Origin of the sequence: Roseomonas elaeocarpi, from assembly GCF_042433915.1 — a bacterium.
Classification (GTDB): Bacteria; Pseudomonadota; Alphaproteobacteria; order Acetobacterales; family Acetobacteraceae; genus Roseomonas; species Roseomonas elaeocarpi.
Genome location: NZ_JBHLUN010000001.1, coordinates 390148 through 404028, shown reverse-complemented (window position 1 = coordinate 404028; position 13881 = coordinate 390148). Strand labels below are relative to the sequence as shown.

11 protein-coding genes are annotated in these 13881 nt (G+C 69.1%); 4 read left to right on the top strand and 7 right to left on the bottom strand.

Translation table 11 applies throughout. The annotated features are described in order from the left end of the window. The first annotated feature begins 6 nt into the window (after window positions 1–6). The 3 genes from ACFFGY_RS01570 to ACFFGY_RS01560 all read left to right on the top strand — a co-directional run bounded on the left by ACFFGY_RS01570 (window position 7) and on the right by ACFFGY_RS01560 (window position 4464). On the top strand, window positions 7–1314 hold the full coding sequence (locus ACFFGY_RS01570; protein ID WP_377042608.1) for a c-type cytochrome: 1308 nt from the start codon (window positions 7–9) through the stop codon (window positions 1312–1314). 363 nt (window positions 1315–1677) lie between these two features. Beyond that, entirely contained in the window at window positions 1678–2736 is a 1059-nt protein-coding gene (locus tag ACFFGY_RS01565; RefSeq protein ID WP_377042607.1) for a fatty acid desaturase family protein, read from the top strand. Between the two features lie 540 nt (window positions 2737–3276). Then, window positions 3277–4464 (top strand): extracellular solute-binding protein, encoded by a 1188-nt coding sequence (locus ACFFGY_RS01560; protein WP_377042606.1) that lies wholly within the window; start codon window positions 3277–3279, stop codon window positions 4462–4464. A gap of 41 nt (window positions 4465–4505) precedes the next feature. Here the strand turns inward: ACFFGY_RS01560 and ACFFGY_RS01555 are convergent, their stop codons facing one another. From ACFFGY_RS01555 to ACFFGY_RS01540, 4 genes are read right to left on the bottom strand one after another with little or no spacing between them, the layout of a single operon-like run. Further along, window positions 4506–5348 (bottom strand): ABC transporter permease, encoded by an 843-nt coding sequence (locus ACFFGY_RS01555; protein WP_377042605.1) that lies wholly within the window; start codon window positions 5346–5348, stop codon window positions 4506–4508. Between the two features lie 13 nt (window positions 5349–5361). Next, on the bottom strand, window positions 5362–6258 hold the full coding sequence (locus ACFFGY_RS01550; protein WP_377042604.1) for an ABC transporter permease: 897 nt from the start codon (window positions 6256–6258) through the stop codon (window positions 5362–5364). Further along, window positions 6255–7322, bottom strand: coding sequence for an ABC transporter ATP-binding protein (locus ACFFGY_RS01545; protein ID WP_377042602.1), 1068 nt, complete (start codon window positions 7320–7322; stop codon window positions 6255–6257). Before ACFFGY_RS01545 ends, ACFFGY_RS01550 begins: the two co-directional genes overlap by 4 nt. 19 nt (window positions 7323–7341) lie before the next feature. Continuing rightward, window positions 7342–8520, bottom strand: a complete 1179-nt coding sequence (locus tag ACFFGY_RS01540) for an extracellular solute-binding protein (protein WP_377042601.1) — start codon at window positions 8518–8520, stop codon at window positions 7342–7344. Window positions 8521–8778: 258 nt separating this feature from the next. Between ACFFGY_RS01540 and ACFFGY_RS01535 the strand changes: the two genes are divergently transcribed. Beyond that, window positions 8779–9786, top strand: coding sequence for a zinc-dependent alcohol dehydrogenase family protein (locus tag ACFFGY_RS01535; protein WP_377042600.1), 1008 nt, complete (start codon window positions 8779–8781; stop codon window positions 9784–9786). A gap of 242 nt (window positions 9787–10028) precedes the next feature. Here ACFFGY_RS01535 and uxuA read toward each other — a convergent pair whose 3' ends face one another. Genes uxuA through ACFFGY_RS01520 form a run of 3 tightly spaced genes read right to left on the bottom strand, consistent with a single transcriptional unit; the run spans window position 10029 to window position 13739 of the window. Continuing rightward, window positions 10029–11225, bottom strand: a complete 1197-nt coding sequence (uxuA, locus tag ACFFGY_RS01530; RefSeq protein WP_377042599.1) for a mannonate dehydratase — start codon at window positions 11223–11225, stop codon at window positions 10029–10031. A 13-nt stretch (window positions 11226–11238) separates the two neighbouring features. Next, a complete protein-coding gene (locus ACFFGY_RS01525; protein ID WP_377042598.1) occupies window positions 11239–12723 on the bottom strand; it encodes a mannitol dehydrogenase family protein in 1485 nt (494 codons plus the stop codon). Then, on the bottom strand, window positions 12720–13739 hold the full coding sequence (locus ACFFGY_RS01520; protein WP_377042597.1) for a Zn-dependent oxidoreductase: 1020 nt from the start codon (window positions 13737–13739) through the stop codon (window positions 12720–12722). The genes ACFFGY_RS01525 and ACFFGY_RS01520 overlap by 4 nt, the downstream gene beginning before the upstream one ends. Between the last annotated feature and the right edge of the window lie 142 nt (window positions 13740–13881).

Here is a 13881-nt window from a genome sequence, read left to right as displayed (position 1 = left end):
CCCCCGGTGCGCCGCGTCCTCCGTTATCTCCTCGCCCTGGTCGCCCTCGCGGTGATCGGGGCCGCTGCCTTCTTCTTCTGGCCCGCTTCCCTGCCGGACGTGAGCGCCGCCAGGGCGCGCGTGCCGCAAGGCGAGGCCTCGATCCGCCGGGGCGAATACATCGCGCGCGCGGCCGACTGCGAGGCCTGTCACACGCTGGGCAACGGCGCGCGCTACGCTGGCGGGCTGCCGTTCCACCTGCCCTTCGGCACGATCTACGCCTCGAACATCACGCCGGACAAGGAAACCGGGATCGGCCAGTGGAGCGACGCGGAATTCGTGCGCGCCGTGCGCCAGGGTGTCAGCCGCGACGGCCACAACCTGTATCCGGCATTTCCCTACACGGCCTACGCGCTGATGAGCGACGAGGACGTGCTGGCGCTGAAGGACTATATCTTCAGCCTGCCCCCGGCCCGCTCCGTGGCGCCCGCGGCCGATCTCAGCTTTCCGTTCAACCAGCGCTACCTGATGCGGGGCTGGAACCTGCTGTTCAAGCCTTCAGGCCCTTATCAACCCGACCCGCAGCGCTCTCCTGAGTGGAACCGCGGCGCCTACCTCGTGGAGGGTCTCGGTCACTGCGGCGAATGCCACACGCCGCGCAACCAGCTCTTCGCGCGCGACGAAGGCAGGAAGTTCGCCGGCGCGCTCACGGCGGGATGGATGGCCTACAACCTGACCTCCGACCGGGAGGTCGGCATCGGCGCCTGGTCCGATCAGCAGATCGCCGACTACCTGTCCAAGGGCCATGCGGAAGGACGCGGTTCCGCCTCGGGCAGCATGGCCGAGGCCGTGGAGTACAGCCTCCGCTTCCTGACCTCCGACGATATCCACGCCATGGTGACCTACCTGCGCACCGTGCCGCCGCAGCGCGGCGGAGCGGACATCACGGTCAACACCGATCCACCCTCGCTCAGGGCCTCCACCGCCTTCTCCCCACCCCCTGAGCAGACGGCGGACGCAACGCTCGGCCTCACCCTGTTCCAGGGCGCCTGCGCGAGTTGCCATGGCTGGAACGGAGAAGGACTGCAACATTCCCACGCCGCCCTGCGCGGGAGCCAGACCGTCAACGATCCCGCGGCGACGAACCTGCTCCAGGTCCTCATCCACGGCAGTCACATGGAAACGAACGACGGAAGCGTCTTCATGCCTGCCTTCGGCCGGGCCTATTCCGATCCCGAACTGGCCGCGCTGGCGAACTACGTCATAGGCCATTTCGGCGGGAAGCCTTCCAAGGTCACCCCGGCGGATGTCGCCAAGGCGCGGAACATCGATTAACGTTCGTGTGAATTACTGGCGTTCACCATCATCTGGTGAACGCCAGTTCCAGTATTATCGGGTCGTCCGGCTCCTGTTTTTCTTGCAGGCAGGAGAACTCTTGACCCATCTTCCGCCATTTCGCACTGGAAATACTTTTAGGCCATGCTCATCGGGCTGGCGAGCACTCGCTTTCCCGCCCGCAGAACAGCGGAGGCGACAGGGCCCGGCACCAGGCTCTCCCTACCCAGGCGCAGGCAGATCCGGACGCGCCCATCGGAGGCTCGACCGTTCTCGTTCCGCCCTCCACCGCATCGGCATGGCTGGTCTGCTACGAGCAGCAAAATGTTGACGTCAGCGCCCCGCGGCAGAAGTTTCACCGCCATGCAACAAGCCGCCTCCCCGCCCTCCGACGACCGGCTGATCCAGACAGCCGCCAAGCTGACGCGCGACCTCGGCGTGGCGCGGCCGGCGCTCTACTGGTCAGACCTGCTGCTTTCCGTGGCACTCGGCTACGGCGCACTGGCGCTGGCCGTCCTGTTGGCGCCCTGGCCGGTGCGGCTGCTGGCGGGCGCTGTTTCCGTGTTCGCGCTGTACCGGGCGCTGAGCTTCATCCACGAGCTGACCCACCTGAAGGCCGGCGCCGTACCGGGCTTCCGCACGGCCTGGAACCTGCTCGTGGGCGTGCCGCTGCTGGTGCCGTCGTTCATGTACGAGGGCGTGCACAACCTCCATCATGCCCGCACCCGCTACGGCACCGCCGAGGATCCGGAATACCTGCCGCTGGCGCTGATGCGGCCCTGGACCGTGGCCTTGTTCCTGATCGGCTCGGCCCTGGCGCCCCTGGCGCTGCTGCTGCGCTACGCCGTGCTGGCGCCGGCCTCGGCGCTGGTGCCGCCGCTGCGACGGGTCGTCGTGGCGCGTTATTCGGCGCTGGCGATCGATCCCGCCTTCCGGCGCAAGCCGCCCGAGGGCCAGGCGCGGCGGGACTGGATGCTGTGGGAAGCGGTGGCCTGCGTCTGGGCCTGGGCACTGGTTGGCATCGGCTTCGTTGCCTCGGGTGCCTTCGTGACCTTCCTGCTGGTGGCCTCCGGCGTGGCGGTGCTGAACCAGTTGCGCACCCTGGTGGCCCACCTCTGGGAAAATGAGGGCGAGGCCATGAGCATCACCGAGCAGTACCTGGACAGCGTCAACGTGCCGCCGCCGGGGCTGCTGCCGGCGCTCTGGGCGCCGGTCGGGCTGCGATACCACGCGCTGCATCACCTGCTGCCCGGGCTGCCGTACCACGCCCTGGGCGAGGCGCACCGCCGCATCGCCGCCGCCATGCCGGAAGCCTCGGCCTTTCACCGCGCCAACTACAAGGGCATGTCCGGGCTGCTGGTGCGGCTGTTCGGCGGCATCGCGCCCGCCGCTCACGTGCAGGAGGAGGTTCTGACGCCCTAGCCTCGGGGCAAGCCCGGAGCCTCGGCGGGGGTCCGGCAACCCATCAGCGCTGCCTCGCCGCCTGGTGGGAAGGTCACCAACCGCTCCTCCACGTCGTCTGCCTTCGCGTGCCTGGCGACGAGGTCGAGCAGCACCTCCGCCGGCAGGTGGTTCTCGCCGCAGCAGGGACAGGCCCTGCAGGCCAGGCCGGTCGACGGGATCTCCCACGGCGTGCCCCGGCCCGCGACGCAGCGCTCCGGCACCCCCCCACCCAGGCCCAGCACCTGGAAGAAGCCCGGGCCGCCGTCGAGAGTGGCTGGCTTGCCCGCGAAGCCGGCGCGGGCCCGTGGCACGGCAACGCTGCCGGGCGATCTCGCCCGATGCGCTGCGCGACAGCGCCCGCACCGGGCGCCTCTGCCACATGCGCAATTCGACAAACCCATAAGGTGCTGCCCAGCCGCGGCCGAGTGCGGCATGCTCGTTGCGGAATCGGCGCGTCTCCTAGCGCTGATCCTGCCGCGCGGTCGCTCGTCCCGCCCGCGCCACGAAAACGGAGGAAGCATGATCAATCATTCCCTGGGCCGGCGCACGCTGCTGGGCGCCGCCGCCACGGCGGCTGCGCTGCGCCAGGTCCACGCACAGTCGCCCGCCCTGCCCAGCGCGCCCATCGCGCTGTCCATCATGGATGTCGCCGGCGCGCTGCAGATCGACCGCCCGGCCATCGAGCTGTTCCGGCAGCAGAACCCGAAACTGATCTCCCGCCTCAACATCCAGGTCGCGCCCTCTCCGGAGCTGGCGCCGAAGCTGAAGGCGCAGCAGGATGCCGGGCGCGTCGACATCGACTTCGTGCTGCTGGGGCTCGGCCCCCTGTCGGACGGCATCAACCAGGGTGTCTGGACGCAGATGCTGCCCGCCTATTCCGACGTGCTGCCGGACCTCGACAAGATCCTGGTGCCCGGCGCGAAGATGCTGCAGGAGAATTTCGGCCGCGGCTACGGCGTCGAGGTGTCCTACACGCCCTCCGGGCCCTTGTTCGAATACATGCCCGACCGCATGACGGCCGCGATCCGCACGCCGGAGGATCTGCTGGGCTGGGCCCGCGCACATCCCAGCCGCTTCGTTTATGCCCGCCCCGCCAATTCCGGCCCAGGCTGGACCATGCTGCAGGGCCTTCCCTACATCCTGGGCGACAAGGACCCGTCGGACCCGCTGAATGGCTGGGACAAGACCTGGGACTACCTGCAGACCATCGGCGAGACCATCAACTACTATCCCACCGGCACCGCCGCCACCATGCGCGAGTTCGGCGAAGGGTCGCGCGACATCATCGCGACCGCCTGCGGCTGGGACCTGAACCCGCGCGTGCTGGGCATCGTGCCGAAGGAAGCCAGGGTCTTCATGCTGGATGGCACGCACTGGCTGCCGGACGCGCATTTCATGGCGGTGCCCAAGGGCGTGGCGCCGGAGCGCGTGGCGGTGGCCGCCCGGCTGATGGCCTTCCTGCTGGAGCCGAAGCAGCAAGCCATGACCTATGACAAGGGCTACCTGTATCCGGGGCCGGTGATCGCGGACGCGCCGCTGTCGATGGCGCCGCAGGAAAGCCAGGACGTGGTCCGGGAGTTCGGCCGGCCGGAATACGAAACCTGGTTCCGGGAACGCCCGACCGCCAGGCCGCTGACGCCCGACCGGCTGGTGGCGGCCTTCCGCCGCTGGGACGAGCAGATCGGCTCCAAGAAGCCGAAGCAGTAGAAATCTGGCAGGGCGGCGCTGTGCCGCCCTGCCGGTGTCGGTCAGTGCGCCTGCTGCTGCTTGGCGCGCGCCACGATCTGCGTCGGGCTGACGAAGCGCAGCGCGATCACCAGCCAGACCAGCGTGGCCAGCATGTAGATCACCGCCATCGCGTCCACCGACTGCACCGCGCGTACGCCCGCCGCGAAGACGGAGTAGTACAGCGCCACCACCAGCGTCTGGCTGGTCGGCCCGGCGGTCAGGAAGGTCAGCTCGAACATCGCGATGGTGCGCACCAGCACCAGCAGCAGCGCCGCCAGCACGCCCGGAAGCAGCAGCGGCGTCAGCACATGGACGAACAGCCGGAAGGTGCCGGCGCCGAAGACGCGCGCCGCCTGCTCGATGCGCGGATCGATCTGTTCCACGAACGGGATCATCACCAGGATCACGAAGGGAACCGTGGGCACCAGGTTGGCCAGGATGACGCCGGCCAGCGTGCCGCCGAGGCCGGTCTGGTACAGCACCGTCGCCATCGGGATGCCGTAGGTGATGGGCGGCACCAGCAGCGGCAGCAGGAACAGCAGCATCAGTGCCTTCTTGCCCGGAAAGTCCCGCCGCGCCATGGCATAGGCCGCCGGCACGCCGAGCAGCCCGGACAGGATCACGACGGAGAACGCGACCTGAAAGGTGGTGAGCAGCACGTCGTGGAGCTGGAACTCCTCCCAGGCGGCGAAGTACCAGCGGGTGGTGAAGCCCGCCGGCAGCCAGGTGCCGAGCCAGCGCGTGCCGAAGGAGCTGACCACCACGGAAGCGATCAGCGCCAGCAGGTTGAGGACGAAGAAGCCCACCGCCACCCACAGGGCGGCCGCCCAGAGGCGCGTGGACAGGCTGGGATTGCTGTGCATGGTTCGCGCCTCCTCAGCCTTTGCCGCCGCCGGCGGGGCCGCGGTAGAAGAATTGCCGCGACGCCAGCACGGCGACCACGACGGCGAGCTGCGTGAAGCCCATGATCATCGCGATCGCCGAGGCGAGGGAATAGTCGTATTCCTCGAAGGCTGCCTGGTAGGCCGCGATGGAGATGACGCGGGTGATCCGTGCCGGCTCGCCCACCAGCACCGCGGACGGGAACACCGAGTAGGCCTGCACGAAGCTGAGGCAGAAGGTGATGGCCAGCCCCGGGATCAGCAGCGGCAGGAAGATGTGGCGGAAGCGCGAGCGCGGCCCCGCCCCCAGCGTCGCCGCCGCCTGCTCCAGCGAGGAATCGATGCCGGTGACGTAGGACAGCGTCAGCAGGAAGGTGAAGGGAAAGCCGGTGATCAGCAGCGACAGGAACACGCCGATATAGCTGTTGGTCAGCTTCAGCGGTCCGGATGTCAGGCCGATCGTCATCAGCGTGCGGCTGAACCAGCCCTGGGCGCCGAAGTAGAACAGCATGCCTTCCGCCACCAGCACCGTGCCCAGCGTGATCGGCAGGATCAGGATGGTGGTCAGCAGGCGCTGGCGCCGCATCAACCGCACGCGGAAGGCGACGGGGATGGCCAGGATCAGGTTCAGCAGCGTCACCGGCACCGCCAGCCGCATGGTGACCCAGATGGTGTCGTACAGGAACGGGTCGGAAAAGAAGCGGGCGTAGTTGCCGAGCAGGCTGCCATCCTTCGGCCGGAAGGACAGCCACAGGCCGTAGAGGAACGGGTAGAGGAACAGCGCCAGGATCACGAAGGCGGCCGGGATCACCAGCAGCGCCACGGAATCCACCCCGCGCGCCGCCAGCCGCAGCCGCAGCGACGGGCGCGCGGTGTCGACCGCGGCGCTCATGCCGCCCCCGCGAAGACCAGGGCGCGCTGCGGCTCGGCCGCCAGGTTCACCTGGGTCCCGGTTTCCACCGGCAGGTCGGTGTGGAAGAACAGGTCGATGCCGCCCGGCGTGGTGGCGATGCCGTGGAACTCGCGGCCGCGATACTCGATGGCACGCACGGTGGCGGGCACGCCGGAGGCGTTCTCGGCCGTGGTGGTCATGTCGTCCGGGCGCACGGCGATGACGCCGGTATCGCCCAGAGGTTCCCGCAGCGTGCCGGTCAGGCGGCCGCCATGGCCCATGTCCAGCGTGACGAGGTTGCCTTCCCGCGCCGCGATGCGGCCGGGCAACCGGTTGCGGTAGCCCATGAAGTCCGCGACATCGAGATGCGCGGGCTGGGCATACAGTTCCTGCGGCGTGCCGACCTGCCGGATCTCGCCTTCGCGCATCACCACGATGCGATCGGCCAGCGACAGCGCTTCCTCCTGATCGTGTGTCACGTAGATGGTGGTGGAGCCGAGCCCTTCATGGATGCGGCGGATTTCCGCGCGCATCTCCAGCCGCAGCTTGGCGTCGAGGTTGGAGAGCGGCTCGTCCATCAGCACCAGCGGCGGCTCGATGACGATGGCGCGGGCGATGGCCACGCGCTGCTGCTGGCCACCGGAAAGCTGCCCGGGAAGCTTTTCCGCCTGCGCCTGCAGCCGCACGGTGGCCAGCGCCTCCTCCACCCGCTTGGCGGCCTCGGCCTTCGGCACGCCCTTCATCATCAGCCCGAAGGCCACGTTGCGCCGCACCGTCATGTGCGGGAACAGCGCGTAGTTCTGGAACACCATGCCGAAGCCGCGTTCCTCCGGCCGCAGGGTGTCGATGCGCCGGTCGTCCAGCCAGATGCTGCCCCCGGTGAGGGGCAGCAGGCCGGCGAGGCAGTTCAGCGCGGTGGACTTGCCGCAGCCGGAGGGGCCCAGCAGCGCGATGAATTCCCCGCGCGAGATGCGGAGGTCGATACCCTTCAGGGCATTGAGGTTGCCGAAGGCGCGCTGCATGCCGTCCAGGCGCAGCTCGCGGAAATTGGCCGCCGATGTCATGCCCGGGGTCCTCCGTCGCTCACTTGGTTCTCCGCGCGCCGATTTCCTCGTCCCAGCGACGGAAGGCCAGCACCATCTTGTCGGCGTCCAGCGGCAGCTCCGTGGGCGTTTCGGCGATCAGCTTGTCGTATTCGGGGCGGCCGAACTCGCGGATGGCGTCCTGGCTTTCCTTGGGCGCCATGTCGAGCGTGACGCCCTTCACCGCCGGGCCGGGATAGAAGTAGCCCTCGTCAAAGGTATAGGCCTGACTTTCCTTGGTCAGCAGGAAGGAGGTCAGGTCCAGCAGCACGCGCAGCCGTTCCTCCGCGATGCCCTTGGGGATGACGAGGTAGTGGGCGTCCACCACCCAGCGGAAGTTCTTGAGCGTCGCGACCTTGGCTTCCTTCGGCACGATGCCCAGCACGCGCGGGTTGATGTCCCAGCCCGTGGTGCTGATGATCATGTCCCGGGTGCCCTCACCCAGTTCCTTCATCGTGACGCCGGTGCCCGTCGGGTAGTATTCGACGTATTGGCCGAGTTCCTTCAGGTAGCCCCAGGTCTTGTCCCAGCCGCCCATCGGGTCGGACGGATCCTTGTCGCCCAGGATATAGGGGAGGCCCATCAGCCAGGTGCGGCCGGGACCGGAATTGGCCGGGCGGGCGTAGGAGAACTTGTTGGGATTCTGCTTGGCCCAGGCCAGGAGCTCCTCGGCGCTGCCGGGCGGCGTCTTCACCTTGTCGGGCATGTATTCCAGCAACGGACCGGAGGGGTAGTAGGACACCACCACGCCCTGGTTCTGCGCCAGGCCCTGCATGCGCCAGGCCGGCTCGAGGAAGATGTCCTGCAGGTTGGGCAGGGCCGCGGCATGGGTCTTGGTCAGTTCCGCCCAGAGCCCCTGCTGGATGCCGGCGGAAAGCGCGTCGGTGCCCACGATCACCATGTCGATGTCGAGGCGCCCGGCATCCTGCTGCGCCTTGATCTTGCCCGGCACCTCGGGCGCCGGCGCCTTGGTGAAGACCATGCGCGACACCATGCGCGGCTTGGCGCGGCGATAGTTGTCGAAGGCCTTCTGCGTCAGGGCCAGGTTGCCCGCCGCGTCGACGATGTTGAGCGTGAGCGGGCTGCGAGGCTCAGGGGTCTGAGCCTGGGCAAGGCCCATGCCGCCCAGCAGCAACCCAGCACTGCCGCTCAGCACGCCGCGGCGTGAAGCATACTGCATCTTGTTCCCTCTTTCTTAGCCACGGCGGTTCTGTCGGGCGGCGGAGAACGCCACCCGGCCCAGGCCATCCGTTATTTGGGAACAATGTTAGAGACCCCTAACATTCCGCGCTACTGCCGCGGCGGATTCGTTGTTCTTAACAGGGCGTCATAATCCTGCCCGCCAGCCCAGGGGATGCCTCGTCCTTGAGACAGGCCGTTGCTGAGGCAGCGGCCGGGCGCCTCGCGCGTTCGGGTCGGAGTAGGCAAGGATCCTGACATGAAGGCGATGGCGCTACGCTCCCCAGGCGGGCTGGAGCGGCTGGTGATGGAAGACAGGCCGGATCCTGGCGATCCTGGTCCGGGTGAAATCCGGGTGGCACTGCATGGCAGCTCGCTCAACTTCCACGATCTCGGCATCGCGACCGGGCGCATGCCCAGCGCGGACGGGCGCGTGCCTCTCGCCGACGGGGCGGGCAGCGTGGAAGCGGTCGGTCCCGGCGTGACGGAGTTCGCGCCCGGTGACGCCGTGGTTTCGTGCTTCTTTCCCGACTGGCAGGACGGCACGCCAGTGGTGGAGGACTTCCGGAGCACGCCGGGCGACGGCACCGACGGCTTCGCACAGGAGCACGTGGTGATGCCCGCGACGGCCTTCACCCGCGCACCCAGGATGTTCGATGCCGTCGAGGCCGCGACGATCACCACCGCCGGCCTGACGGCGTGGCGGGCACTGGTGGTCGACGGCAAACTCAAGGCGGGCGACACGGTGCTGCTGCTGGGCACCGGCGGTGTCTCAATCTGGGCGCTTCAGATCGCCAAGCTGATGGGTGCCACGGTCGTGATCACCTCCTCCTCCGGACAGAAGCTGGAGCGGGCAAAGGATCTGGGGGCGGACTTCACGCTCAACTACCGCGAACAGCCTCAATGGGGCCGCGCCGTGCGGGACTGGACCGGCGGACGCGGCGTGGACCACGTGGTCGAGGTCGGCGGTCCCGGCACGCTCGCCCAGTCGATCGAGGCGGTGCGCGTCGGCGGGCATATCTCGCTGATCGGTGTCCTGACCGGAGCGGCCGGCGAGGTTCCGACGGCGGCGCTGATGGTGAAGCAGGCGAGGCTCCAGGGCATCATCGTCGGCAGCCGGCGGGAACAGCAGGACTTCGTGCGCGCACTCGACAGCGGCGCGATCCGGCCCGTGATCGACAGGCGCTTTCCGCTCGACCAGCTCGGCACGGCCTTCCAGTACGAGCTGGACGGCGGGCATTTCGGAAAGATCGGGATCGAGTGGTGATCGAGACCCGCAGGACGCTGACCACCAGTTCAGTCGAGATCTTCGGCGGTGTCGGTTCCGGCCCGCCTGATCTCGCGTTCTGAGCGGTTCACGCCAGCAGGACACCTAAAGGTTATTGCGGCATCGCGCCGTGGGGGCGCGATGCCGGACGACCGCTCCGCGATGCGGGGATGTTTGCCTGGCCTCCGGGCTGCCGAGCCTGATGTACTTCCCGGCCCGGCTCGGGGTGCCCTTGGCCGAGCTCAGAGTGGCAGGGATCGCAGCCTGGACACGGCGACCATCACCCCACGCAGTTCCGCCAGCCCCTTCAGCCGGCCGATGGCGGAATAGCCCGGGAAGCTCCCCTTGCCGATGTCGTCCAGCAGCTCGTGACCATGGTCCGGGCGCATGGGGATGCGCCACTCGGCCTCGCCGCCCTCACGACGCCGCCCCTGCTCGCGCAGGAGCGTCTCGATCACGGCAACCATGTCGGTGTCGCCGCCCAGGTGATCGGCCTCCATGAAGGAGCCGTCCGGCTCCTTGGCGACGTTGCGCAGGTGCGCGAAGTGCACCTTCGGGGCGAAGCGCCGCGCCATCGCCGGTACGTCGTTCTGCACGCCCGCGCCGAGCGAGCCCGTGCAGAAGGTGATGCCGTTGCTGTCGGACTCCACGGCACCGGTGATGAACTCCAGGTCCTCGGCACCGGAAACGATGCGCGGCAGGCCCATGATCGACCGCGGCGGATCGTCCGGATGGATCGCCATGCGGATGCCCACCTCCTCGGCCACCGGAATGACCTCGCGCAGGAAGCGGGCCAGACGCTCGCGCAGCACCTCCGCCGTCACGCCCTCGTAGCGCTCCAGCATCCGGCGCAGCGCCGGGATGTCGTAGCGGTCGAAGGCCCCGGGCAGGCCCGCCATGATGCTGGCCAGCAGGGTGGACTTGTTGCTCTCGCTGGCGCTGTTGAACCAGGCGCGGGCGCGGTCCATGACCTCGTCGGAATACTCCGCTTCCGCGCCCTTGCGCCCGAGCATGAGGCATTCGAAGGCAGCGAACTCGTGCGCGTTGAAGCGCAGCGCCAGCGCGCCGCCGGGCAGCCGGCGCCGCAGCTCCGTGCGCGTCCAATCCACCACGGGCATGAAGTTGTAGCAGATGGTCTTCACCCCGCAGGCGGCGAGGTTGCGCATCGACTGGCGGTAGTTGTCGAAGATCCCCGTCAGGTCGCCTTCGCCGAGCTTCACGCGCTCGTGGATCGGCAGGCTTTCCACCACGTTCCAGCGCAGCCCGAGTTCCGGGTCGGCCGCGATCTGCGCCTGGCGCTCGCTGATCGCCTCGACGCTCCAGACTTCGCCATAGGGGATCTGGTGCAGGGCGGTGACCACCCCCGATGCCCCGGCCTGACGGATCGCGTGCAGCGGCACCACGTCATCGGGACCGAACCAGCGCCAGCTTTGTTCCATTGTTTCCTCCAGCTCAGGTCGCAGCCGCGGCGCGGGCGCCCTGCGCCAGCAACCGGGCATAGGCCCCGCCAACGGCGGCCACGAAGGCCGGCTGCCGCGGCAGGTCGGTGCCGAACACCGCCTCGGTTTCCAGGATCGCTTCGACGCGCCCTTCCGGGGCAGCGCCCTCCAGGGTCGCGCGCAGGCTGGCGGCCAGGGGATCGCGCACGTCGATCGGCCGGCCTGCCTCGTCGGTGCCGCCGACGTAGCGGATCCAGCCCGCCACCGCGAGCGCCAGGCGTGGGATCGGGAGGCCCTCCGCCAGCCGGTCGCGGATGGTCGACAACAGCCGCTGCGGCAGCTTCTGCGACCCGTCCATCGCGATCTGCCAGGTGCGGTGGCGCACCGCCGGATTGGCAAAGCGCGCGAGCAGCTGCGCGGCGTAATTCCCCATGTCCACGCCGGGCGGTGGCGGCACCGCGGGAATGACCTCCTCCCGCCACAGCGCCTCGACGTAGGTGCGGAACACGGGATCGGCCACGGTGTCGGCAATGGTCTCGTGCCCGGCGAGGTAGCCGAGATAGGCCAGCGCCGAATGCGCCCCGTTCAGCAGGCGCAGCTTCATGTGCTCGTAGGGCAGCACGTCCGTGACGAGCTGCGCGCCGACGCGCTCCCAGGTCGGGCGGATGCCGTCGACGAAGCGGTCCTCGATCACCCATTGCCGGAACGGCTCGTGGCTCACCGCCGCAGCATCGTAGAGGCCCGTCGCCGTTGCGGCCGCCTCGACGTCGGCCGCCGTCGCGGCCGGCACGATGCGGTCGACCATGGTGGAGGGGAAGGCAGCATTCGCTGCGATCCAGCCGGCGAGCCCGTCGTCGCGCAGCGCCGCGAAATCCGTCACCAGCCCGCGCAGCATCCGACCGTTGTGCGGCAGGTTGTCACAGCACAGCACGGTGAAGGGCCGCTGCCCCGCTGCTCGGCGTGCCGCCAGCGCCGCGGTGATCAGCCCGACCGCGCTGCGCGGTGCCGTCGGGTTCTCCAGGTCGTGCCGGATGTCGGGATGCGCCGCGTCCAGCTGCCCGGTGGCGGGATCGTGGCAGTAGCCCTTCTCGGTGATGGTCAGGCTGACGATGCGGCAGGCCGGGTCGGCCATGCGCGCCACCAGCCCGGCCGGATCCTCCGGCGCGACCAGCGTGTCGCGCAGGCAGCCGATGATCCGCGCGTGGGCGCCGGCACCGTCGCGCTGCAGCGTGGTGTAGAGCCCGTCCTGGGGTGCCAGCAGGTCGCGCTGGTCGGGCCGGCGCAGGCTGACGCCGGTGATGCCCCAGTCGCCCGGCTCGATCGCCAGCAGGTCGTCGGTGTAGGCCGCGACGTGTGCCCGCACGAAGGCGCCGAGGCCCAGATGCACGATGCCCGTGCCGAGCCGCGCGCGATCGTAGCCCGGCAGCGTCACGCCGGGCCGCACATGCCCCAGCGTCGCGGCCGAGAGCCGGGGCAGCGAGGAAGCGATGTCGGTCATGCAAAGTCCAGCTGCACCTTGATGGTGCTGGCCGGGTCGTTCTCGATCAGGTCGAAGGCGGCCTGCGCCTCGCGTGCCGGAACCGTCTGGGTGATCATGCCGGCGGGCTGCAGCTTGCCCTCGGCCAGCCATTCCACAACCTGCGGGATGAAGCGGCGGTTGAGGCGGGAGCCGACGATGGTCAGCTCCTTCTTGACGATCTCCTGCTGGCTGATGTTGCAAGGCCCGGGCGAGAAGCCGAGCAGGCCGATGCGGCCGGCGGGGCTGGCGACGCGGCAGGCTTCCTCCAGCAGTGCGGGGATGCCGGCGCCGTCGATCACCAGGCTGGGCCCCAGCCCCTCGTTCTCGTCGCGCACCGCCTGCGGGAGGTCGGTTTCGCGCGGATTGATTGTCACCGCCGCGCCGAAGCCGCGCGCCCGTTCCAGGCGGCTCTCGTCCACGTCGGAGATGATGCAGCGCGCCCCGTGCAGCCGCGCCACCTGCAGCGCCGTCAGGCCCACCGTGCCCGCGCCGTAGATCAGCACCGTGTCCTCCGCGCTGATCCCCGTGCGCGACAGGACGTTGGCCGCCACCGCGAAGGGTTCGGCCAGCGCCGCGATCTCGATCGGCAGGCTGTCCGGCACCTTCACGCAGTTGCTGGCGGGCAGCACCACGTGGTCGCGGAAGCCGCCGTCGCGGTGAACGCCCAGCACCTCGAGGTTGCTGCAAACATTCGGGCGGCCGATGCGGCAGGGATAGCAGTGGCCGCAGGCCAGCACGGGATCGGCCACCACGGCGTCACCGGCCACCAGCCCCTCAACGCCCTTGCCGGTTTCCACCACGTGCCCCGCGAACTCGTGGCCGATCACGCGGGGGTAGCGGGCGAAGGGGTTGGAACCGTGCAGGATGTGCATGTCCGAGCCGCAGATCCCCGCGCGCCGCACGCGAACCAGGACCTCTCCTTCACCGGGATGAAGGGAGGCCTCCTCCGTCCGGATTTCCAGCATTCCGGGTTGGGCAACAGCAATGCTCACCATGGCCGGGTTCTCCCGTCGGGCGCGAGGCCACACAAACGTCGTTCCGCTATCTTGTCGACTAGTCGACAGATGTCTTATAGATGTCGCCAGCCACCGCGGCAAGGATGCCCTGGGCAACCTCGTCGCCAAAAAACCTGTGCGC